Below are 21,646 nucleotides of genomic sequence, written 5' to 3' on the forward strand. Positions count from 1 at the left end.
AGCGACATGACGGGAGCCAGCGGCCGCGGCCGGCCGCCGCGGCGGGGCGCGGCGCTGCTCGCGGCGGCCGGCGTGACCCGGGCCGCCTACGAGGCGCTGCGCCGCCGGCCACCGGGCGGCCCGGCCCGCTGGGAGCGGACCAACTACGCGGGCCGGACGGTCACCCTGCACGCCGGCCCGGCGGCCGCGCTCGGCACCGCGCTGGCCGCGGCCGGCGCACCGGGACTGCCCGCCCGGGCCCGCGCGGCGGGGGCGCTGGCGGTGCTGGCCGCCGGCGGCTGCGGCGGCTACGACGACGTCGCCGGCGCCGGTGACCCCCGGCGCGGTTTCCGGGCGCACCTGTCCGCGCTGCGGCACGGCGAGGTCACCAGCGGCGCGGTCAAGCTGTTCGGCATCGGCGCCGCCGGGCTCGCCGCCGGCGCCCTGCTCAAGGACCGCCCCGCGGACCGGGTGTTGGCGGGCGTGGTGATCGCCGGCTCGGCCCATCTGGTCAACCTCCTCGACGTGCGTCCGGGCCGGGCGGCCGGTGCCGCGCTGGCGCTGGCCGCGCCGGGACTGCTGCGCCGCGGGCCGGCCGGGCCGCTCTCCGCCGTCCCCCTCGGCGCCGCGGCCGCGGTCGTCGCGGACGACCTCGGGGAGCGCACCATGCTCGGCGACGCCGGGGCGCATGCGCTCGGCGCCGCCCTCGGCCTGGCCGTCGTCGCCGGCAACGGGCGGGCCGGACTGGCCGCGCACGCCGCCGGGTTGGTCGCCGCGGCCGCCGCCGGCGACCGCATCAGCCGCCTCGCCGGGGCGCTTTGACCCACGCCCGGCGCCCGCCCGAACCTTCCGGCCGCCCGGCCCGGGAAAGATCCGGTGCTACCCGATCCGGACAGTGAAGGTCGGGTTCCGGACAGCGCCGGGGGTGGGCCTCCAGGGGTGGCTTCACCCCGTTCGGGCGGCAATCCACGCACGCATCATGTCGCCCATGTGGGTGAATCCATGGATCCGTGGGTGAGACTTCCCACCGGAACGGCGTGCGCACGGTGCCGAATTGACGGTGCCCAACTGGCATCCTGGGCGCGGTGCGCAGTGCCGGGGCGCGCCCGCCCCGCCCTGCCCACGGTCCGGGCGCACACGTACGCCCCGACACATCGCGGCACCTCGCAGTGGCAAACCGCCCCGCCGGTACGGTTCGTACCGCGCGTACCTCCCCCCGACCCAGGAGCCCGACCTCGTGAGCTGCACTCCGACCCCGCCGCACGGGCCGTCGTCGCTGCGCACGGTCCAGGTGCTCGGCCAGGGCGGAGCCGGCAGCGCGGCGCACGTCCGCTCCCTGGCCGAGGGGCTGGTCGCCCGCGGAATCCGGGTGACCGTCTGCGCCCCGCCGGAGGCCGAGGAGAGCTACGGCTTCGCCGCGGCCGGCGCCCGCTTCGTCCCGGTCACCCCGCGGCTGGACCCGGCGGGCATGGCCGTGCTCCGCGGCACCTGCTGGGACGCCGACCTGGTGCATGCGCACGGCCTACGGGCGGGCGTGCGCGCGTCGATGGCCGTGCGCGGGCTGCGCGGCCCCCGGGGCGGCCGGGTCCCGCTCGTCCTCACCTGGCACACCAAGGCGCACAGCGAGGGCGCCCGGGCCCAGATGGTGCACCTGATGGAGCGTCGGGCGGCCCGGGCCGCCGCGGTCGTCCTGGGCGTCTGCTCCGACCTCGTCGACCGGGCCCGTGAACGCGGCGCCAGGGACGCCCGCCTCGCACCGGTCGCCGTCCCGGACCCCTGCCCCGGCCGGGCCGCCGCCGACCCCGACCGCAGCCCCGACAAGGAGCGCGCCGAACTGGGCGCGGTGGACCGGCCGTTGCTGCTCGCGGTCGGCCGGCTCGACTCCTCCCAGGGCCACGACGTGCTGCTGGACGCGGCCCACGCCTGGTGCGGGCTGGACCCGCAGCCCCTCCTGGTCATCGCCGGCGAGGGTCCCCAACGGGACGCGCTCCAGCGCCGGATCGACAGCGAACGGCTGCCGGTCCAGCTCCTCGGCCGCCGCGACGACGTGCCCGAACTCCTCGCCGCCGCCGACCTGGTGATACTGCCGAGCCGCTGGGAGGCGCGTTCGCTGATCGCCCAGGAGGCGCTGCGCGCCGGCGTCCCCCTGGTGGCCACCGACACCGGTGGCACCCGCGAACTGGTCGGCCGGGCCGCCGCGTTGGTCCGCTATGGCGACGCCGCCGCGCTGGCCCGTACGGTGATGGAGCTGCTCGCCGACCCGGTGCGCCGCGCCGCGCTCTCCGCGGCCGGCCGCGCCCAGGCCGCCAACTGGCCCAGCGAGAACGACACCGTCGCTCAAGTCCTCAGCGTCTACGACGAGTTGACCCAGCCGACGCGTCCGGCCTGACCCGCCCGGTCTGCCCCGACCCGCCGCCGCGCCCTACCGCCCGGTGTGCCGCCGCGCCCGCAGCGCCAGCCGCAGCCCCAGCACGGTCCCCGGGTCGTCCAGGTCCGTCCCCAGGAGCTGGGCGATCTTCGCCAACCGGTCGTAGAGCGTCTGCCGGTTGACGTTCAGATCGCGGGCGGTCTCGGCCTTGCGGCCCGCGCTGGCCAGATACGCCTCCAGGGTCGGCAGCAGCGGCTGACGGGCGGTCCGGTCGTGGGCCAGCAGCGGGCCGATGGCGCGCTCGACGAAGTCGCTGAGCATCCCCTGCTCGCCGTGGTCCCGCATCCGCCACAGCAGCAGCTCGATGTCCAGCCGCTGGGCGTCGTACCAGGGCGCCTCCGGCAGCCCCTGGGCCGCGGCCGCAGCCTCCGCCGCGTGCCGCAGCCCCGGGCCGGCCGCCGCCCAGTCGCCGGGCGCCCCGACCACCACCACCGGGCGCTGCGCGGACGGCCGGTCCAGGCCGGCCCGCGCGACGCCGGCGCGCAGCGCCTCGGCGATCCGGTCGGCCAGCGCCGCCCGTTCCTGGCCGCCGCGCAGCGCCACCAGCAGCGGCACCCGGCCCTCCACCGGCCGCACGCCGAGCAGCACCGGCACCCCGGGCCCGGCCAACTCCTCGCGCAGCGCCTGCGCGAGCACCGCCCAGCTCCCGGGGGAGGGCAGCGCCGCCGGCAGCCGCATCACCACCGGCAGGATCGCCTCGGCGCCCGGCCGGAAGCCCAACAGCCGGGCCTGCGCCGGCGCTTCGGCCGCGGAGACGCGGCCCTCCGCCAGTTCGGCGAGGAAGTCGCCGCGGCCGCGGGCGGCCAGCACCTCCTCCTGACGGGACTGGAGCATGACCACCGCCAGCAGATCGGCGGCCCGTTCGGCGGCGATCCGGTGCACCGGCGCCAACGGACCGTTCACCGGGAGCAGCACCAACCGGGCGCGCACCGCGTCCGGCCCGGGCCCGCCGCCCGGCACCTCGATCCGCACGCCGGTCTCCCGCAGCCCCTCCCAGGCCAGCAGCGGATCGGCGTCCGCGCCACCGTCGTCGCCCTCCGGCCCGGCCGCGTAGAGGGGGCTGCCGTCGGGCGCCTCCAGGCACAGCGGATTGCCGGTGAAGACCGCGAGCAGCCGCAGCACCTCCGGGGCGCCGCCGCCCCGCAACAGCACGCCGGTGCAGCGCCGCAACAGCTCGTCGGCGCGCCGCAGCAGGCTGTAGTGGCTGTTGATGATCTCGGTGTGGATCTCCTCGGTCACCGTGACGTACGGGACCTCGCGGTGCAGTTGGATCAGCGGCAGCCCGCAGTCCCGCGCCGCGTCGATCAGCGCCGCCGGCAGCGCGTCGAACCGCGACCCCAGCTCCACCACCAGCGCGGCCACGTCCCGGTCCGCCAGCTTGCGGATGAAGGCGCGCTGCTCGGACGGCCGGGTGCCCACCCCGAGGCCGGTGGTCAGCAGCAGCTCGCCGCCCTTGAGCAGCGAGGCGATGTGCGGCACCTCCCCGGCGTGCACCCAGCGCACCGGCCGGCCCAGCCGCCCCTCGCCGGCCAGCACCTCCGGCAGGCCGCGCCGCAATGACGGCAGCTCCAGTGCCCTGCGTACCGTGATCTCGGCTTCGATCGCCGCGCGTGGCCCCATGCCGCGAACGCTACCGCGCATCCGCAGATCCGGAGGAACGCCATCCGGATAACCCCCGCCGCCCCCGGGGAACACCCACCCCACCCCTCCCCAACTCCAGCCCCCGTCCGCCCACTTGACGACATCGGGGATCACTCGGCAGGGTGCCCGCACCAGGAGAGCGCTCACCCCCCACGAGGAGCCGCCCCATGATCACCCGCCGCACCCTGCTCGGCGGCATAGCCGCCACCGCCGCCACCGCCGCCCTCGCCGGCCGGGCCGCCGGCGCCCCCGCCCCCCGCGCGGCCGGCCCCCTCCCGCTGCACATCGTCAACGCCTCCGGCGCCTACGCCAACACCTCCGCCTGGGTCTACGTCATCGGCAACGCCGGCGGCCAACAGGTCCGCGTCACCCCCGACGGCCGCCTCGCCCCCGTCGCCCTCGCCGACAACGGCACGGACGGCTTCACCGACTACGCCATCCCGCTCGCCGGCTCCGGCCCCACCACGCTCCAACTGCCCCCGATGTCCGGCCGGATCTACGTCTCCCTCGGCGGCAAGCTCAAGATCAAGGCGGTCGCCGACGGCAACGGCAAACCGGCCCTGGCCTACCCCGCGGGCTGGGTTGCCGGCGACCCCAACTTCGACGTGCTGCACGACTGCGCCGAGTTCACCTACGACGCCAGCGGGATGCACTGCAACACCACCATGGTCGACATGTTCAGCGTCCCGCTCGCGCTGCACCTGACCGGCGCCGCCGACCAGACCACCGGCACCCTCAAGGAGGGCGCCCGCGCCAAGGTCTTCGCCGACGTCAAGGCCGCCGCGGGCTTCGACCGCCTGGTCGTCGGCGACCGCCGGGTGATCGCGCCCGGACACGGCCTGGACACCGGCCTGTTCGCCGCCGACTACCTCAACTCCGCCATCGACGAGGCATGGTCCGCCTACACCGCCAAGGACCTCAAGGTCACCACCAACGCCGGCACCTTCACCGGCCGCACCAAGGGCGACCAACTCACCTTCACCGGCCCCGGCGGCACGCTCTCCTTCACCAAGCCCAGCACCCGCGACGTCCTCTTCTGCGACGGCGTCCTGGCCGCCCCCAACGACGGCATCCGCGGCCCGGTGGCCGCCGTCCTCGGCGCCGCCCTCAACCGCTCCACCCTGGCCACCCACGCCGCCCAACCGGTCACCGACCCGGCCGCGTTCTACGCACCGCCGCACACCAACCACTACTCCCGCGCCATGCACGCGGCCACCAAGGACGGCAAGGCGTATGGCTTCGCCTTCGACGACGTCGCCGGCTTCGCCTCCTACATCGAGGACCCCGCCCCCAAGGAACTCACCCTCACCCTGACACCGTTCTGAGTTCTGACCCCGCACGCGGACGCCCCCTCCGGACCGCCCGCGAACGGGGTCCGGAGGGGGCGCCCAAAGGGGACCGGGGTGCTACCCCCCGTACGCCCCGCTCGCCGTCAGCCGCAGCGCCGTGTCGATCAGCGGAACGTGGCTGAACGCCTGCGGGAAGTTCCCCACTTGGCGCTGGAGCTTCGAGTCCCACTCCTCGGCGAGCAGCCCCAGGTCGTTGCGGAGCGAGAGCAGCTTCTCGAACAGCTTGCGGGCCTCCTCGACCCGGCCGATCATCGCCAGGTCGTCGGCCAGCCAGAACGAGCAGGCCAGGAACGCCCCTTCGTCGCCTTCGAGCCCGTCCACCCCGAGCCCCTCGCCGGCCGTCGGGTAGCGCAGCACGAACCCGTCCTCGGTGGACAGCTCCCGCTGGATCGCCTCGATGGTGCCGATGACCCGCTTGTCGTCCGGCGGCAGGAAGCCGACCTGTGGGATCAGCAGCAGCGACGCGTCCAACTCCTGCGACCCGTAGGACTGGGTGAAGGTGTTCCGCTCCTTGTCGTAGCCGCGCTCGCAGACGTCCCGGTGGATGGTCTCCCGCAGGTCCCGCCACCGCGCAAGCGGCCCGTCCACGTCACCGGATTCGATCAGCTTCACCGTGCGGTCCACCGCGACCCAGGTCATCACCTTGGAGTGCACGAAGTGCCGGCGCGGCCCGCGCACCTCCCAAATGCCCTCGTCCGGCTCGTCCCAGTGCTTCTCCACCCAGTCGATCAGCTTGATCTGGAGCAGCGAGGCGTAGTCGTTGCGCGCCAACCCGGTCATGTGCGCCAGGTGCAGCGCCTCCGTGACCTCGCCGTAGACGTCCAACTGGAGCTGACCTGCGGCCCCGTTGCCGACCCGCACCGGGCGCGAATCCTCGTATCCGGGCAGCCACTTCAGCTCGGTCTCGCCCAACTCCCGCTCACCGGCGATGCCGTACATGATCTGGAGGTTCTCCGGGTCGCCGGCCACCGCCCGCAACAGCCACTCGCGCCAGGCCCGGGCCTCCTCGCGGTAGCCGGTGCGCAGCAGCGACGACAGGGTGATCGCCGCGTCCCTCAGCCAGGTGAAGCGGTAGTCCCAGTTCCGCACCCCGCCGATGCACTCCGGCAGCGACGTCGTAGGCGCCGCCACGATCCCGCCCGTCGGCGCGTACGTCAGCGCCTTCAGCGTGATCAACGAGCGCACCACCGCGTCCCGGTAGGGCCCGTGGTACGTGCAGTGCTCGACCCACTCCCGCCAGAACTCCTCGGTCGCCTCCAGCGACGCCTCCGGATCGGCCAGCGCCGGCGGCTGCTGGTGCGAGGGCTGCCAGCTGATGGTGAACGCGATCCGCTCGCCCGGCGACACCGTGAAGTCGGAGTACGTCGTCAGGTCCTTGCCGTAGGTCTCGGCCGAGGTGTCCAGCCACACCGCGTCCGGCCCGGCCACCGCGACGGTCCGCCCGTCCACCTTGTGCACCCACGGCACCACCCAGCCGTACGCGAACCGCATCCGCAGCTCCGAGCGCATCGGCACCCGGCCGCTGACGCCCTCCACGACGCGGATCACCTGCGGCACCCCGTCCCGCGGCGGCATGAAGTCGATCACCCGGACGGTACCGCGCGGGGTGTCCCACTCGGACTCCAGGACGAGCGAATCCCCGCGGTAGCGCCGCCGGTCCGCGGCCCGGGGCAGCTCCCCGGCCGGCCCCATCCGCCAGAAGCCGTGCTCCTCGGTGCCCAGCAGCCCGGCGAAGACCGCCATCGAGTCGAAACGGGGCAGGCACAGCCAGTCGACGGTGCCGTCCCGGCACACGAGAGCGGCGGTCTGCATATCACCGATAAGTGCGTAGTCCTCGATGCGCCCGGCCACGTGCATCTCCCGTCGAACTGGAGTCACGCCCCCCATGGGACGTTGTGTGCTGTCCGTCCTGCCCATGAAACGTCGCCGAGCTGCGGGACCGGAAAACGGGCGGGGGTGGTGCCTTCCCGGACGGCTCTTGGCGAGTGTCCGAGCAGGATACGACGCAGGCGGGCGGGGCGCGCGATGCTCGCGTCGAGTGGGGCTGGTCCGAACGGGTGGCCGTGTTCGAGGGCGGTCCGGGTGCGCGGCCGGACGCGACCACGCTCGGTCGCTGATAGCCTGGTACCCCGTGGACCGGTGGGACCCAGCAGAAATGCGGCACCCCCGAACCGCAGCGACACCGCCCCCTGAATCCCAGGGCCGGCGCCCTGTCGCCCCTCTCCACCTCGCGACCACGGGAGCTCCCTCTTGGCCATGCCGCCCAAATCCTCGACGACCAAGCACCTCTTCGTCACCGGGGGCGTCGCCTCCTCGCTCGGCAAGGGGCTCACCGCCTCCAGCCTGGGTGCGCTCCTGAAGGCGCGCGGCCTGCGGGTCACGATGCAGAAGCTGGACCCGTACCTCAACGTCGACCCCGGCACGATGAACCCGTTCCAGCACGGCGAGGTGTTCGTCACCAACGACGGTGCCGAGACCGACCTGGACATCGGCCACTACGAGCGCTTCCTCGACGTCGACCTCGACGGCTCGGCGAACGTCACCACCGGCCAGGTCTACAACACCGTGATCGCCAAGGAGCGGCGCGGCGAGTACCTCGGCGACACCGTGCAGGTCATCCCGCACATCACCAACGAGATCAAGCACCGCATCCGGCGGCTGGCCACCGACGACGTCGACGTGGTCATCACCGAGGTCGGCGGCACGGTCGGCGACATCGAGTCGCTGCCGTTCCTGGAGACCGTCCGTCAGGTCCGCCACGAGGTCGGCCGGGACAACGTCTTCGTCGTGCACATCTCGCTGCTGCCCTACATCGGCCCGTCCGGCGAGCTGAAGACCAAGCCGACCCAGCACTCCGTCGCCGCGCTGCGCAACATCGGCATCCAGCCCGACGCGATCGTGCTGCGCGCCGACCGCGAGGTGCCCACCGCCATCAAGCGGAAGATCTCGCTGATGTGCGACGTCGACGAGGCCGCGGTCATCGCCTGCCCGGACGCCCCGTCGATCTACGACATCCCCAAGGTCGTGCACGCCGAGGGCCTGGACGCCTACGTCGTCCGCAAGCTGGACCTGCCGTTCCGGGACGTGGACTGGACCCAGTGGGCGGACCTGCTCGACCGGGTCCACAACCCCGACCACGAGGTCAAGGTCGCCCTGGTCGGCAAGTACATCGACCTGCCCGACGCCTACCTCTCGGTCACCGAGGCGCTGCGCGCCGGCGGCTTCGCCAACAAGGCCCGCGTCAAGATCAAGTGGGTCACCTCCGACGACTGCAAGACCCCGGCCGGCGCCCGCGAGCAGCTCGCCGACTGCGACGCGGTCTGCATCCCCGGCGGCTTCGGCGACCGCGGCGTGGACGGCAAGGTCGGCGCGATCACCTACGCCCGGGAGAACAAGCTCCCGCTGCTCGGCCTCTGCCTGGGCCTGCAGTGCGTGGTCATCGAGGCGGCCCGCAACCTCGCCGGCATCGAGGGCGCCAACTCCACCGAGTTCGACCCGGCCGCCACCGACCCGGTGATCTCCACCATGGCCGAGCAGATGGACATCGTCGCCGGCGAGGGCGACATGGGCGGCACCATGCGGCTGGGCATGTACCCGGCCAAGCTCGCCGAGGGCTCCATCGTCCGCGAGGTCTACGGCGGCGAGCCCTACGTCGAGGAGCGCCACCGCCACCGCTACGAGGTCAACAACGCCTACCGCGGCGAGCTGGAGAAGAAGGCCGGCCTGCTGTTCTCCGGCACCTCCCCGGACAACAAGCTGGTCGAGTACGTCGAGTACCCGCGCGAGGCCCACCCCTACCTGGTCGCCACCCAGGCGCACCCGGAGCTGCGGTCCCGCCCGACCCGCCCGCACCCGCTCTTCGCCGGCCTGGTGAAGGCCGCCGTCGAGCGCAAGGTGGGTGCTCCGAAGCCGGGCGCCAAGAAGTAAGCAGAACCCCTCCCGTTACGGTTGCCGGGGTACGGCCTCGTTCAGCGAGGCGGTACCCCGGTTTCCGCGTTGGCACAGGCACACACAGGAGGACGCGCATGGCGATCAAGGACACCCCTGAGGAGTGGACCGTCACCGGGACCACGACGCCGTTCACCGGGGCCAAGACCAGCGTGCGCACCGACCAGGTCGTCATGCCGGACGGCTCCACCGCCACCCGCGACTACCAGGTCCACCCCGGCTCGGTCGCGGTCCTCGCCCTCGACGACGCCGATCGCGTACTGGTCCTGCGCCAGTACCGCCACCCGGTGCGGCAGAAGCTGTGGGAGATCCCCGCCGGGCTGCTCGACGTCCCCGGCGAGAACCCGCTGCACGGCGCGCAGCGCGAGCTGTACGAGGAGGCGCACGTCAAGGCCGAGGACTGGCGGGTGCTGACCGACGTCTACACCACCCCGGGCGGCTGCGACGAGGCGGTGCGGATCTTCCTCGCCCGCGGGCTGTCCGAGGCCGAGGGGGAGCGCTTCGAGGTCTCCGAGGAGGAGGCCGACATGGAGCTGGCGCGGGTCCCGGTCGACGAGCTGGCCCGCGGTGTGCTCGCCGGTGAACTGCACAACAACTGCCTCGTCGTCGGGGTGCTGTCGCTGATCGCGGCCCGGGCCGGCGACGGCCTGGACGCTCTCCGGCCCGCCGACGCGCCCTGGCCGGCCCGCCCCTTCACGGCCTGACTCCCCGTCGGCCGCCCGGCTCCGCTTCCCGGTCGGATGATCCTCCGATCCGATCGAGTGACCCAACAGCCCTGCTCCGCAGGGGTCGTGACGGTTCGTGAACTACGCTCGACAAGGTTCCCGTACGCGCCCGCGACGGGGACCGACGCGCAGGGCGGACGGGAGCGTGACCGGTGACGGACCAGGTGGTGGGCGGGGGGCACCTCGCACCGGGAGCGGCGCGCGGGGCCGGCGCGGCGGCACGGGACCGGCGGGGCGCGCTGCCCCGTCAGGACGCCGCCACCGCCCGCGCCGGCCTCCCCGGTTTCGCCGGCCGCCGCCATGAACTCAAGGCGCTGCGCGCCGACATCGGGCGGGCCGGTCTGGACACCCTCACCGGCCGCCGCGGCGCCCGCAGCCGCGTCCTGTTGATCGCCGGCCGCCCCGGCTCCGGCCGCACCACGCTCGCCGAGGCGCTGCTGCGGGAGGTCGCGGACGACTATCCCGACGGGGTGCTGCGGGCCCACCTCACCGGCCGGGACGGTGCGCCCGTCGGCCTCGCCCGCACCGCCCGCGACCTGCTCGCCGCGCTCGGCACCGGCGCCCCGGCCGGCGCCGACGAGGACGAGTTGGCGGAGGCGGTGCGCACCGCCCTGGCCGGCCGTCGGGCGGCGCTGCTGCTGGACGACGCACCGGGCGCCGAGCACGTCGAGCCGCTGATCCCGGATGCGCCGGACTGCCTCGTCGTGGTCGTCGCGCAGGGCCCGTTGACCGGCATCCCGGACGTCCGGCCGTGCGCCCTGGGCGGGTTGGACACCGCGTCCGCCGTCGAGGTGCTGTGCCACTACGCGGGGCCGACCCGGGTCACCGTCGATCCGCGCACCGCGGAGGCGGTGGCCGAGGAGAGCGGTGGCCAACCAGCCGCGTTGATACTGGCGGGCGCCTGGCTCGCGGCCCGCCCCAAGCTGTCCGTCGCCGATTTGCGCCAGGCGCTGCTCGCCGTGCCGCTGCCGCCGGACCTGCCGGCCGGCGCCCGCCCCCTGCACCGCGCCTTCCACCTCACCTACGGTTCGCTGCCGCAACCCGCCGCCCGGATACTGCGGTTCGCCACCCTCGCCCCGGACGGCCTGGTGGACGCGCACACCGCGGCCGCGCTCGGCGGGTGCACGATGCCGGCGGCCGCCGCCGTGCTGCACGACTTCGTCGCGCTGGGCCTGCTGCGCCCGGTGGACGGGACCGACCTCACCGGGGCCGGTCCCGTCGACGCCGGGGCCGGCCCCCGCTACCGGCTCCCCGGCTGCCTCGCCCCGCTCACCCGGGCGTTGCTGCACGAGCACGAGCGGCCGGCCGACGTCCAGTTGGCCCGGGCCCGGATGCTGGAGCGGACCGTGCGGCTGGTCCGCTCCTGCTGGGCGGCCACCGAACCGGACGGCTCCCCGGCCCGCCGGAAGGCCGCGGAGCTGCCCCGCCCGCTGCGCTTCGCCACCCGGGCCGCCGCCGCGCACTGGCTGCGCACCCGCCGCGGCGCCCTCCTGGACGCCGCCGCGATGGCCGTCGCGGACGGCCAACTCGACACGCTGGACCGGCGGTTGATCGCCGCACTGACCCGCGCGCTGCTCGCCCACCACGGCCCCGAGGCCGCCGCCCCCGACCTCTACGTCCTGCACGAGCTGGTGCTCCGCGTCGCCGAGCGCCGCACCATGCCGCGCGAGCGGGCCGCCGCCCTGCTCAACCTCGGTGACCTGGACGCCCGGGCCGGCCGCACCGAGCAGGCGCTGGGTCGTTACCGGGGCGCCCTGGAGTCGGCCCGGTCGGTGAAGGACCCGGTAGCCACCGGCCGTGCCTTGGAATCGTTGGGCGACAGCTACGCCGAGCTGGACGACTGGGTGCGGGCCGCCGACTGGTACGGGCGGGCACTGGAGCTGCGGTTGGCCCGCGGTGAGCGGTCCGACGCGGCGCGGCTGTACGCCCGGATCGGGGGCGCGCACGGTCGCGCGGGCCGCTACGAGCAGGCGCTCAAGGACTGTCGGGCGGCCGCCCGCACCTTCCGTCGGCTCGGCGATCGGGCAGGTCAGGCGCGTGCGGAGGAGGTCGCGGCGGGCGTCCACGAGCGCGCCGGGCAGCTCGATGCGGCGCTGGGCAGCCGTCTGGAAGCCGTCGATCTCGCCCGCGCCGCGGCCGACGGGGAGCTGGAGGCGGACCTTCAGCTGCGGATTGCGGAGCTGCTCGACCGGCTCGGCGACCCGGAAGCGGCACGGCTCCACCGGGCGGCGGGGGAGCGGTGCCGCAAGGAGATCCCCGAGTGACCTACGAAATCGGTAGTGGTCTTCCGAAAAATTAGTTGTTTACAAGGCTAGACAACACGAGGTCCTTCAATAGACTGGGCGAGCCGCGTACGGCGCGGTCGCTCCCGCCATGCATCGCATGAGGGATAATTCCTATCGCAAGCACTCATTCAAGGACCGTGATCGACGTGAAGGTCGGCATCCCCCGCGAGGTCAAGAACAACGAGTTCCGCGTGGCCATCACGCCCGCCGGAGTCCACGAGCTCGTCCGTAACGGCCACCAGGTGTTCATCGAGAAGGACGCCGGCCTCGGCTCGTCCATCCCGAACGAGGAGTACGTCTCCGCCGGTGCCTCCATCCTGGACACCGCCGACGAGGTGTGGGCCACCGCCGACCTGCTGCTGAAGGTCAAGGAGCCGATCGCGGAGGAGTACCACCGCCTCCGCAAGGACCAGACCCTCTTCACCTACCTGCACCTGGCCGCGTCCAAGGAGTGCACCGACGCCCTGCTCGCGTCCGGCACCACCGCGATCGCCTACGAGACGGTCGAGACCGCCAACCGTGCGCTGCCGCTGCTCGCCCCGATGTCCGAGGTCGCGGGCCGCATCGCCCCGCAGGTCGGTGCCTACCACCTGATGCGCCAGGCCGGCGGCCGCGGCGTGCTGCCCGGCGGCGTCCCCGGTGTCCAGGCCGGCAAGGCCGTCATCATCGGCGGCGGCGTCTCCGGTTGGAACGCCGTCCAGATCGCCGTGGGCCTCGGCTTCCACGTCACCCTGCTCGACAAGGACATCAACAAGCTCCGCGAGGCCGACAAGATCTTCGGCACCAAGGTGCAGACGATCGTCTCCAACGCCTACGAGCTGGAGAAGGCCGTCGTCGAGGCCGACCTCGTCGTCGGCGCGGTCCTGATCCCGGGCGCCAAGGCCCCGAAGCTGGTCACCAACGAGCTGGTCGCCAAGATGAAGCCCGGCAGTGTCCTTGTCGACATCGCGATCGACCAGGGCGGCTGCTTCGAGGACTCCAAGCCGACCACCCACGCCGAGCCGACCTTCCCGGTCCACAACTCGGTCTTCTACTGCGTCGCCAACATGCCTGGCGCGGTGCCCAACACCTCCACCTACGCACTCACCAACGCGACGCTGCCCTACATCGTCGAGCTGGCGAACCGCGGTTGGGTCGAGGCGCTGCGCCGCGACCCGGCGCTGGCCAAGGGCCTGAACACGCACGACGGCAAGGTCGTCTACCCCGAGGTCGCCCAGGCCCACGGCCTGGAGTACGTGGAGCTGCGCACCCTCCTCGGCTGACGGCGTCAACCGCACGCGTCAAACACCGCGCAACCGGCCGGGCCTTGTCGACAGGGCCCGGCCGGTCGCATGTGCGACATGCCCCGGGGGCGACTTCCGGCGTTCGACCCCCAACTCGCCGTGAACGTAACCCTTTAACCGATTCGCGTACGCCCAAAACTTCCGTCTCGGACGCTGTGCGCTCTTGACATCGGGGGGTTCCATTACCGACACATCGGGCCGGGTCCGGCGGATTGTGTTGCTGCGGACGCCCGACACGCCATAGAGTCGCCAACCGTCGGCATGGTGCCACGCTGACCTATCGATAAGTTTCCTGGTCACATCCAAGGAGGTAAGACGACTTGTGAATGAGTCGACATTTACTCCCGGAGGTGGTCGGCCAGGAGCGGTTGCACGGGGCCAGGGTCCCTCGGGGCGCGAGGCTGTCGGCTCCGTAGCGGTCCACACCTCCGCAACCCAAGAGAGCACTTCCTCGACAGCCCACCAGAGCATGGACGGCCAACACGTGAACGGCATGGCCGGCGACCGGGGCAGTGGAGAACCCACCCGTCTCGCCGACTACGACGACCTGCCCGAGGGGCACTTCTACGACCCGGACGCCGAGTACGAGCCGGACCCCGAATACGCGGCGACGCTCGCGCCGGACGCGGCGCGCCAGAGGCGCGAGCGGGTCGGCCCGACCGGGCGCCCGCTCCCGTACTTCCCCATCCCGGGGCCGCTGTCGGACCACGGTCCGGCGAAGATCATCGCGATGTGCAACCAGAAGGGCGGGGTCGGCAAGACCACCTCGACCATCAACCTGGGCGCCGCACTTGCGGAATACGGCCGCCGGGTGCTGCTCGTCGACTTCGACCCGCAGGGCGCCTTGTCGGTCGGACTCGGCGTCAACCCGATGGAACTGGATCTGACGGTCTACAACCTGCTCATGGAGCGGGGCATGTCGGCCGACGAGGTCCTGCTCAAGACCGCGGTCCCCAACATGGACCTGCTGCCCAGCAATATCGATTTGTCAGCGGCAGAGGTGCAGTTGGTCAGCGAGGTCGCCCGCGAGTCGACCCTCCAGCGGGCGCTGAAGCCCCTGCTGTCCGACTACGACTACATCGTCATCGACTGCCAGCCCTCGCTCGGCCTGCTGACCGTCAACGCCCTGACGGCCGCTCACAAGGTCATCGTGCCGCTGGAGTGCGAGTTCTTCGCGCTGCGCGGGGTCGCGCTGCTGACCGAGACGATCGAGAAGGTCCAGGAACGGCTCAACCCCGACCTGGAGTTGGACGGCATCCTGGCGACGATGTACGACTCCCGGACCGTGCACAGCCGCGAGGTCCTGGCGCGCGTCGTCGAGGCGTTCGACGACCACGTCTACCACACCGTCATCGGCCGTACGGTCCGCTTCCCGGAGACCACCGTCGCCGGCGAGCCGATCACCACCTACGCCTCCAACTCCGTGGGGGCCGCGGCCTATCGTCAGCTCGCCAGGGAGGTGCTCGCCCGGTGTCACGCCGAGTGAGTCTGCCCGGAGCCGACGAACTGTTCCGCACCACCGGGGGAGTGGGCCTCCAGTCGTCCGCTCCCCGCCGTGCGACCGGGGGCGAGGACGCCCGGGTGCCCGCGCCGGCCGGCGAATCGGACCCGGCGCCGAACGCTCCCGAGGAGGCCCAGGCGGGCCGCCGGCGGTCCCGGAACGGTTCGGGTGCCGAGGCTCCGGCGGCCGGTGACGGTGGCTCAGGCGCGGCGCGCTCCGCGCCCGCCGCGGCGCCGGCCGAACACGGCGGCCGCGAGCCGGAGCCGGAGGCCGCCGCGGGGCACCGGACGCCGGGCGGGCGGGCGGCCCGCGCCGAACGGGAGGCCGCGGCGACGGCCGGTGCGTCGGGCCGTCGTCGGTCGCGCGGCGCCAACCGCCGCCCCAGCGGCCGGGAACGGCACGACGAGAAGATCACCGTCTATGTCTCCGCCGAGGAGCTCATGGACCTCGAACACGCCCGCCTGGTGCTGCGCGGCGAGCACGGCCTGGCGGTCGACCGCGGCCGGATCGTCCGCGAAGCGGTGGCCGTGGTCCTCGCCGACCTGGAATCGCGCGGGGACGCCAGCATCTTGGTGCGACGACTCCGCGGACGCTAGGTCCTGTCGTCAAACTCCCGGCAGACGGGAGTTTGACGACAGGACCTAGGGCGGGTGCTTCCAGATCTGTCCGACATCTGTCCGACACGCCCTGGAGGGCGGTCGCCGGCGCGCGGCGGGATAGCCTGCCGTTCCGGCGGGGTGTCCCGCCCGTGACCAACCCGCCGCTTCGCGCGGGACCGCAGCACCCTGGACCGCCATGCCGACGACCGACGACGACCCCGCCGCCCCGCGCCGCGCCCGCCGCGCCCTCGGACGGGGTCCGGGGACCGTCCAGGAGGCGTCACCCGAGGCCCCCGCGGAAGCCCGTCCGGACGTGTTGGGGGGTGGTGAGGCGGTCGCGCCGGTGGAGACCGCCGAGGCGGCCGTGCACGGGGGCGTGGGTGGCCCCCGGGAGGCTTCCCGGGGAGATGATCCTGATGCGGCGGCGGAGGCGCTCACGGGCGACCAGGGCGGTCCGGAAGGCCGGGACGGACCGGACCGCCTGAACAGCCCGGACGGACCGGACGACAACGGCTGCCAGGACGGCCGGTTCACGCTGCGGCTGGACAACTTCGAGGGGCCCTTCGACCTCCTGCTCCAGCTGATCTCCCGGCACAAGTTGGACGTCACCGAGGTCGCGCTGTCCAAGGTGACGGACGAGTTCATGGCGCACATCCGGGCCATGGGGCCGGACTGGGACCTCGACCAGACCACCGAGTTCCTGGTCGTCGCGGCCACCCTGCTCGACCTCAAGGCGGCCCGGCTGCTGCCCGCCGCCGAAGTGGAGGACGAGGCCGACCTCGCCCTCCTGGAGGCCCGGGACCTGCTGTTCGCCAGGTTGCTCCAGTACCGCGCCTACAAACAGATCGCGGACATCTTCAGCGGCCGGCTGGCCGAGGAGGCGCGCTGCCACCCCCGTACCGTCGGGTTGGAGCCGCACCACGCGGAGCTGTTGCCCGAGGTCGTGATCAGCATCGGGGCCGAGGGGTTCGCCCGGCTCGCGGTCAAGGCGATGCAGCCCAAGGCGAAGCCGCAGGTCTACGTCGACCACATCCACGCGCCGCTGGTCAGCGTCCGGGAGCAGGCCGAGGTGGTGCTGGCGCAGTTGCGCGCGCTGGGCGAGGCCGGCTTCCAGGAGCTGATCGCCGACGCCCCGGACACCCTCACCGTCGTCGCGCGCTTCCTGGCCCTGCTGGAGCTCTACCGGGAGCGGGCGGTCACCCTGGAGCAGGAGGAGGCACTCGGGGCGCTGACGGTCCGCTGGACGGGCGAGGAGGGGGCGTCCCCTCGGGTCACCGACGAGTTCGACCGGCAACCGGACGGGCCGACCGATCAGGGAGACAAGGTCGACAAAGCCGCCGCGACCGGCAAGGACGCGAACGGCGACGCGGACCCGGTGGGCCGCGCGGAGAGCGAAGAGCAACGGGAGGAGCCGGCGTGAGCGGCGCGGCGTACGACATCACCGAGCAGGAGCCGGGCGCCGGGCGGTCGGAGCCGGACCGGCCGGCCGGCGCGCTGGGCGTGGCCGACCTGGAGCTGAGGCCCGCGCTGGAGGCCGTCCTCATGGTCGTCGACGAGCCGGCGACCGAGGAGCACCTGGCGCGGGTCCTCCAGCGGTCCCGCCGGGCCGTCGCGCTGGCGCTGCGCGAGCTGTCCGACGACTACACCCGCCAAGGCCGAGGCTTCGACCTGCGGTTGGTGGCCGGCGGCTGGCGGTTCTACTCCAGGGCGGCCTACGCGGACGCCGTGGAGAGCTTCGTTCTGGACGGTCAGCAGGCCCGGCTCACCCAGGCCGCATTGGAGACTCTGGCCGTGGTCGCGTACCGTCAGCCGGTCAGCCGTTCCCGCGTCTCGGCCGTCCGCGGGGTCAACTGCGACGGCGTGATGCGCACGCTCCTCCAGCGCGGCCTGGTGGAGGAGGCGGGGACGGAACCTGAAACAGGTGCGATCCTGTACAGGACGACGAATTACTTTCTGGAGCGGATGGGCCTGCGCGGCCTGGACGAGCTCCCTGAGCTCGCACCGTTCCTCCCGGAGGCGGACGCGGTCGAGGGCGACTCCCCGGAAGGTATCCCGTCGTTCGACGTAGACGACAGCGGCGACTCTCAGACGGATCATTGATGCGAAGCAGCGGCAGGAACAGCAGGAGCAGCAGCGGCGGCGGCAGGGGCAACTACCGCGGCGCCGGCAACAAGCGGGACGAGAAGCAGCAGCGCGCTGGCCGTCCCCGTCCTGAGGAGCGCCGCTACGACGTGGGCAGTTCCGGGGGCGGCGACGAGCGTCGCGGCAAGACCGGTGCCCGGGGCGCGGCGGCCCGTGGCGGCGCCAAGGGCGGTCCCCGTACGGGCGGTGCGTCCCAGGGCGGGCGCCCGGGGGGCCAGGGTGGTCAGCAGCGCGGCCGGGGCCAGGCGCCGGCGCGGTCCCGCGAGTACGACGCCAAGATCGAGGAGCGCAACCGCGCCCGCTACGACAAGCCGCGGGTCACGACCCCCAAGACCTTCGGCGAGCAGGAGGGCGAGCGGCTCCAGAAGGTGCTGGCCAGGGCCGGTATGGGCTCCCGGCGCGCCTGCGAGGAGCTGATCGACCAGGCGCGGGTCGAGGTGAACGGCAAGGTCGTCATGGAGCAGGGCGTCCGGGTCGACCCGGAGAAGGACGAGATCAAGGTGGACGGCCTGACGGTCGCCACCCAGTCGTACCTCTTCTTCGCGCTGAACAAGCCCGCGGGCGTGGTCTCCACGATGGAGGACCCCGACGGGCGCCAGTGCCTGGGCGACTACGTGACCAACCGGGAGACCCGGCTGTTCCACGTCGGACGGCTGGACACCGAGACCGAGGGCATCATCCTGCTCACCAACCACGGCGAGCTGGCCCACCGCCTGACGCACCCGCGCTACGGCGTCACCAAGACCTACCTGGCGGCCATCCAGGGCCCGCTCCCGCGCGACCTGGGCAAGCGGCTCAAGGACGGCATCCCGCTGGAGGACGGCTACGCCCGCGCCGACCACTTCCGGGTCGTGGAGAACACCGGCAAGAACTACCTCGTCGAGGTCAGCCTCCACGAGGGCCGCAAGCACATCGTGCGCCGGATGCTCGCGGAGGCCGGCTTCCCGGTGGAGAAGCTGGTCCGCACGCACTTCGGTCCGATCGCGCTGGGCGACCAGAAGTCGGGCTGGCTGCGCCGGATGACCAACACCGAGGTCGGGATGCTGATGCGGGAGGTCGACCTCTAGCCGATACGGCTTGCGGTCGCCCCACGCCACCCCTTAACGTCACCATGACGATTAAGGGGTGGTTTTCTTATGGGGGCTTCCATGGCGGCATCGTCCGCGGCGACCGGTTCACTGCTCGGGCTGGCGCTCGGGGACGCGCTCGGCTTCCCGACCGAGTTCCAGGACGTAGCGGCGATCACCGCCGCGTACGGGCCGTGGCGGGAACTGGGGCTGCCCGCGCCGGCCCTGGTCACCGACGACACACAGATGACGCTGGCGCTGGGGCGGGGGCTGCGCACGGCCCTGGAGCGCGGCGCGCTGACCGCCGCCACCCTGGAGGCGCCGGTCCGCCAGGAGTACGTGACCTGGTGGCGTTCGCCGGAGAACAACCGGGCGCCGGGCGGGACTTGCCTGCGCGCCTGTGCACTGCTCGCCGACCCGCGGCTGCCCTGGGCCGACGCCAGCCAGATCGGCTCCAAGGGGTGCGGCGCCAACATGCGGGTCGCGCCCCTGGGGTTGGTGCCGGGGCTGACCGCGCAACAGCGGTCCGGCGCGGCCCAGTTCCAGTCCGCGCTGACCCACGGGCACCCCACCGCGCTCGCTGCCAGCGACCTCACCGCGTACGCGGTCCGCGTCCTCGCCGACGGCGCGCGTCCCGCCGAACTGCCGGGCCTGCTAAGGGCGTACGCGCACGCCCAGCGCACCACGTACCGCGAGGACTGGCTCGGCGACCTGTGGCGGCGCTCCCAGGCCCCCACCCCGACGACCTTCGTGGCCCGCGGCTGGGACGAATGCCTGGCCGTCCTGGACCGGCTGGACGCCGCGCTGGCCGCCCCGGACCGGGAGGCCGACCCGTGCCTGGCCACCGGCGCCGGCTGGATCGCCGAGGAGGCCCTGGCCACCGGCCTGCTCTGCTACCTGCTCTTCCCCGACGAGCCGGGCACCGCGCTGCGCCGCGCGGCCTGCACCTCCGGCGACTCCGACTCGATCGCCTGCCTCACCGGCGCCTTCGCGGACGCCCGGCTCGGCGCCGACGCCTGGCCCCGCGAGTGGACCGACCGCATCGAGTACCGCGACGAACTCCTGGCCCTCGGGGCGGCCTGGGACGCCTGAGCGGTGCGGCCCCGTCCGCCGCGGTGGACGGGGCCGGTGCCGGCCGTCGGAGGCCCCAAGCTCGCGGGCACGGTTGTCAGTGGCGCTGGTTACGCTGAGCAGTGCGTACGCGGACGTGTGCGCGGATGCACGACGCAGGGGAGCTGAGGACGTGGCGGTACGGGCCGTGCGCGGGGCCGTCCAGTTGGAGCGGGACGACGCGGAGCACATGCGGGAGCGGGTCGGCGAGCTGCTCACCGCGATATTGGAGCGCAACGAGCTGGTGCCGGACGACCTGATCAGCGTGTGGTTCACCGCCACCCCCGATCTGCACAGCGACTTCCCGGCCGCCGCCGCCCGGGCCCTGGGGATCACGGACGTCCCGCTGATCTGCGCCCAGGAGTTGACGGTGGCCGGCGCCATGGAGCGGGTGGTGCGGGTGCTGGCCCACGTCGAGACCGGGCTGGCCAAGGCCGGCATCGCCCATGTCTACCTCGGCGCGGCCGCGGCCCTGAGGAAGGACATCGCCCAGTGAGAACCGCACTCGTCATCGGAACGGGCCTGATCGGCACCTCGGTCGCCCTCGCGCTCAGCGCCCGCGGCGTCCAGGTCCACCTGGAGGACCACGATCACGCCCAGGCCCTGACGGCCGCCGCGCTCGGCGCCGGCACCGCCGAGCCGCCCGGAGGCCCGGTCGACCTGGTCGTCGTGGCGGTGCCGCCGGCGCACGTCGCGGAGGGGCTCGCCGGGGCGATCCGGCGCGGCGCCGCGCGGGCGTACATCGACGTCGCCAGCGTCAAGGGCGGCCCGCGCCGCGAGTTGGAGGCCCTCGGCTGCGACCTGTCCGGCTACCTCGGCACGCATCCGATGGCCGGCAAGGAGCGCTCCGGTCCGCTGGCCGCGACGGCCGACCTCTTCGAGGGCCGCCCCTGGGTGCTCACCCCGTCGCCCGGTGGCGACACCGAGGTGCTCAACCTCGCCCTGGAGCTGGTCGCGCTCTGCCGGGCCGTCCCGGTGGTGATGGACGCCGACGCCCACGACCGCGCCGTCGCCCTCGTCTCACACACCCCGCAGCTGGTCTCCAGCCTCGTCGCGGCCCGGCTGAAGGGCGCCGACGAGACCGCCGTCCGCCTCTGCGGCCAGGGCATCCGCGATGTGACGCGGATCGCCGCCTCCGACCCGGCCATGTGGATCGACATCCTCTCCGCCAACCCCGGTCCGGTCGCCGACGTCCTCACCGACGTCGCCGCCGATCTGGACGCCACGGTCCGGTCGCTGCGCGCCCTGGAGTCCGCCGACGACACGGCGCGCGGCACCGGCGCCGGCGGCATCGAGGACGTCCTCCGCCGTGGCAACGCCGGCCGCGAGCGGGTCCCCGGCAAGCACGGCGCGGCCCCGGCCACCTACGACGTCGTCGCCGTCTACATCGGCGACCAGCCCGGCGAGCTGGCCCGGATCTTCGCCGACGCCGGCCGCGTCGGGGTCAACATCGAGGACGTCCGCATCGAGCACGCCACCGGCCAGCAGGCCGGCTTCATCCAGCTGATGGTCGAGCCGCAGGCCGTCCCGGTGCTGACCGCGGAGCTGCGGGAGCGGGGGTGGTCGATCCGTCAGTGACACCGTGGACG

17 protein-coding genes are annotated in these 21,646 nt (G+C 73.5%); 15 read left to right on the top strand and 2 right to left on the bottom strand.

The annotated features are described in order from the left end of the window. Positions 1–6: 6 nt before the first annotated feature. Entirely contained in the window at positions 7–801 is a 795-nt protein-coding gene (locus tag ACFVFQ_RS16740) for a hypothetical protein (RefSeq protein ID WP_383415719.1), read from the top strand. Between the two features lie 415 nt (positions 802–1,216). Beyond that, the gene (locus ACFVFQ_RS16745) at positions 1,217–2,368 is read left to right on the top strand and encodes a glycosyltransferase family 4 protein (protein WP_383415723.1); all 1,152 of its coding nucleotides are present in this window, start codon (positions 1,217–1,219) and stop codon (positions 2,366–2,368) included. Positions 2,369–2,401: 33 nt separating this feature from the next. Here the strand turns inward: ACFVFQ_RS16745 and ACFVFQ_RS16750 are convergent, their stop codons facing one another. Continuing rightward, entirely contained in the window at positions 2,402–4,027 is a 1,626-nt protein-coding gene (locus ACFVFQ_RS16750; protein ID WP_383415726.1) for a PucR family transcriptional regulator, read from the bottom strand. Positions 4,028–4,215: 188 nt separating this feature from the next. On the opposite strand from ACFVFQ_RS16750, the gene ACFVFQ_RS16755 reads away from it, so the two are divergent. Then, complete coding sequence (locus ACFVFQ_RS16755; protein WP_383415729.1) at positions 4,216–5,373, top strand: beta-1,3-glucanase family protein; 1,158 nt, start codon at positions 4,216–4,218, stop codon at positions 5,371–5,373. Positions 5,374–5,454: 81 nt separating this feature from the next. On the opposite strand, the gene ACFVFQ_RS16760 is transcribed toward ACFVFQ_RS16755, so the two are convergent. Beyond that, complete coding sequence (locus tag ACFVFQ_RS16760; protein WP_383416275.1) at positions 5,455–7,254, bottom strand: glycoside hydrolase family 15 protein; 1,800 nt, start codon at positions 7,252–7,254, stop codon at positions 5,455–5,457. Between the two features lie 399 nt (positions 7,255–7,653). On the opposite strand from ACFVFQ_RS16760, the gene ACFVFQ_RS16765 reads away from it, so the two are divergent. The 12 genes from ACFVFQ_RS16765 (at position 7,654) to ACFVFQ_RS16820 (ending at position 21,635) form a co-directional block, all read left to right on the top strand. Next, positions 7,654–9,324 (top strand): CTP synthase, encoded by a 1,671-nt coding sequence (locus ACFVFQ_RS16765; RefSeq protein ID WP_383415732.1) that lies wholly within the window; start codon positions 7,654–7,656, stop codon positions 9,322–9,324. A 98-nt stretch (positions 9,325–9,422) separates the two neighbouring features. Next, entirely contained in the window at positions 9,423–10,049 is a 627-nt protein-coding gene (locus tag ACFVFQ_RS16770) for an NUDIX domain-containing protein (RefSeq protein WP_383415735.1), read from the top strand. 173 nt (positions 10,050–10,222) lie between these two features. Continuing rightward, the gene (locus ACFVFQ_RS16775) at positions 10,223–12,334 is read left to right on the top strand and encodes a tetratricopeptide repeat protein (protein ID WP_383415738.1); all 2,112 of its coding nucleotides are present in this window, start codon (positions 10,223–10,225) and stop codon (positions 12,332–12,334) included. A 167-nt stretch (positions 12,335–12,501) separates the two neighbouring features. After that, the gene (ald, locus tag ACFVFQ_RS16780) at positions 12,502–13,617 is read left to right on the top strand and encodes an alanine dehydrogenase (RefSeq protein ID WP_383416278.1); all 1,116 of its coding nucleotides are present in this window, start codon (positions 12,502–12,504) and stop codon (positions 13,615–13,617) included. A gap of 490 nt (positions 13,618–14,107) precedes the next feature. Further along, on the top strand, positions 14,108–15,124 hold the full coding sequence (locus ACFVFQ_RS16785) for a ParA family protein (protein ID WP_383415741.1): 1,017 nt from the start codon (positions 14,108–14,110) through the stop codon (positions 15,122–15,124). Further along, positions 15,109–15,735 carry a hypothetical protein gene (locus tag ACFVFQ_RS16790; RefSeq protein WP_383415745.1) on the top strand — a complete coding sequence of 209 codons (627 nt, stop codon included), beginning with the start codon at positions 15,109–15,111 and terminating at the stop codon, positions 15,733–15,735. The genes ACFVFQ_RS16785 and ACFVFQ_RS16790 overlap by 16 nt, the downstream gene beginning before the upstream one ends. 199 nt (positions 15,736–15,934) lie before the next feature. Further along, on the top strand, positions 15,935–17,158 hold the full coding sequence (locus ACFVFQ_RS16795; protein ID WP_383415748.1) for a segregation and condensation protein A: 1,224 nt from the start codon (positions 15,935–15,937) through the stop codon (positions 17,156–17,158). Next, a complete protein-coding gene (gene scpB, locus ACFVFQ_RS16800) occupies positions 17,155–17,838 on the top strand; it encodes an SMC-Scp complex subunit ScpB (RefSeq protein ID WP_383415751.1) in 684 nt (227 codons plus the stop codon). The genes ACFVFQ_RS16795 and scpB overlap by 4 nt, the downstream gene beginning before the upstream one ends. Further along, positions 17,838–18,947 carry a pseudouridine synthase gene (locus ACFVFQ_RS16805; RefSeq protein WP_383415754.1) on the top strand — a complete coding sequence of 370 codons (1,110 nt, stop codon included), beginning with the start codon at positions 17,838–17,840 and terminating at the stop codon, positions 18,945–18,947. The genes scpB and ACFVFQ_RS16805 overlap by 1 nt, the downstream gene beginning before the upstream one ends. An 81-nt stretch (positions 18,948–19,028) precedes the next feature. Beyond that, positions 19,029–20,039: an ADP-ribosylglycohydrolase family protein gene (locus ACFVFQ_RS16810; RefSeq protein WP_383415756.1), complete on the top strand. Its 1,011-nt coding sequence runs from the start codon at positions 19,029–19,031 to the stop codon at positions 20,037–20,039. Between the two features lie 151 nt (positions 20,040–20,190). Next, positions 20,191–20,553 carry a chorismate mutase gene (gene aroH / locus ACFVFQ_RS16815; protein WP_383415759.1) on the top strand — a complete coding sequence of 121 codons (363 nt, stop codon included), beginning with the start codon at positions 20,191–20,193 and terminating at the stop codon, positions 20,551–20,553. Beyond that, positions 20,550–21,635 carry a prephenate dehydrogenase gene (locus ACFVFQ_RS16820; RefSeq protein ID WP_383415762.1) on the top strand — a complete coding sequence of 362 codons (1,086 nt, stop codon included), beginning with the start codon at positions 20,550–20,552 and terminating at the stop codon, positions 21,633–21,635. The genes aroH and ACFVFQ_RS16820 overlap by 4 nt, the downstream gene beginning before the upstream one ends. The last annotated feature ends 11 nt before the right edge of the window (positions 21,636–21,646 follow it).

The sequence above is a fragment of the Streptomyces sp. NPDC057743 genome, assembly GCF_042798755.1.
Classification (GTDB): domain Bacteria; phylum Actinomycetota; class Actinomycetes; order Streptomycetales; family Streptomycetaceae; genus Streptomyces.

Coding starts and splice junctions, on each gene's coding strand:
- ACFVFQ_RS16740 (WP_383415719.1), top strand. CDS start 7: ATGACGGGAGCCAGCGGCCGCGGCCGGCCGCCGCGGCGGGGCGCGGCG.
- ACFVFQ_RS16750 (WP_383415726.1), bottom strand. CDS start 4,027: ATGGGGCCACGCGCGGCGATCGAAGCCGAGATCACGGTACGCAGGGCA.
- ACFVFQ_RS16755 (WP_383415729.1), top strand. CDS start 4,216: ATGATCACCCGCCGCACCCTGCTCGGCGGCATAGCCGCCACCGCCGCC.
- ACFVFQ_RS16760 (WP_383416275.1), bottom strand. CDS start 7,254: ATGCACGTGGCCGGGCGCATCGAGGACTACGCACTTATCGGTGATATG.
- ACFVFQ_RS16765 (WP_383415732.1), top strand. CDS start 7,654: ATGCCGCCCAAATCCTCGACGACCAAGCACCTCTTCGTCACCGGGGGC.
- ACFVFQ_RS16770 (WP_383415735.1), top strand. CDS start 9,423: ATGGCGATCAAGGACACCCCTGAGGAGTGGACCGTCACCGGGACCACG.
- ACFVFQ_RS16785 (WP_383415741.1), top strand. CDS start 14,108: ATGGACGGCCAACACGTGAACGGCATGGCCGGCGACCGGGGCAGTGGA.
- ACFVFQ_RS16795 (WP_383415748.1), top strand. CDS start 15,935: ATGCCGACGACCGACGACGACCCCGCCGCCCCGCGCCGCGCCCGCCGC.
- ACFVFQ_RS16805 (WP_383415754.1), top strand. CDS start 17,838: ATGCGAAGCAGCGGCAGGAACAGCAGGAGCAGCAGCGGCGGCGGCAGG.
- ACFVFQ_RS16810 (WP_383415756.1), top strand. CDS start 19,029: ATGGCGGCATCGTCCGCGGCGACCGGTTCACTGCTCGGGCTGGCGCTC.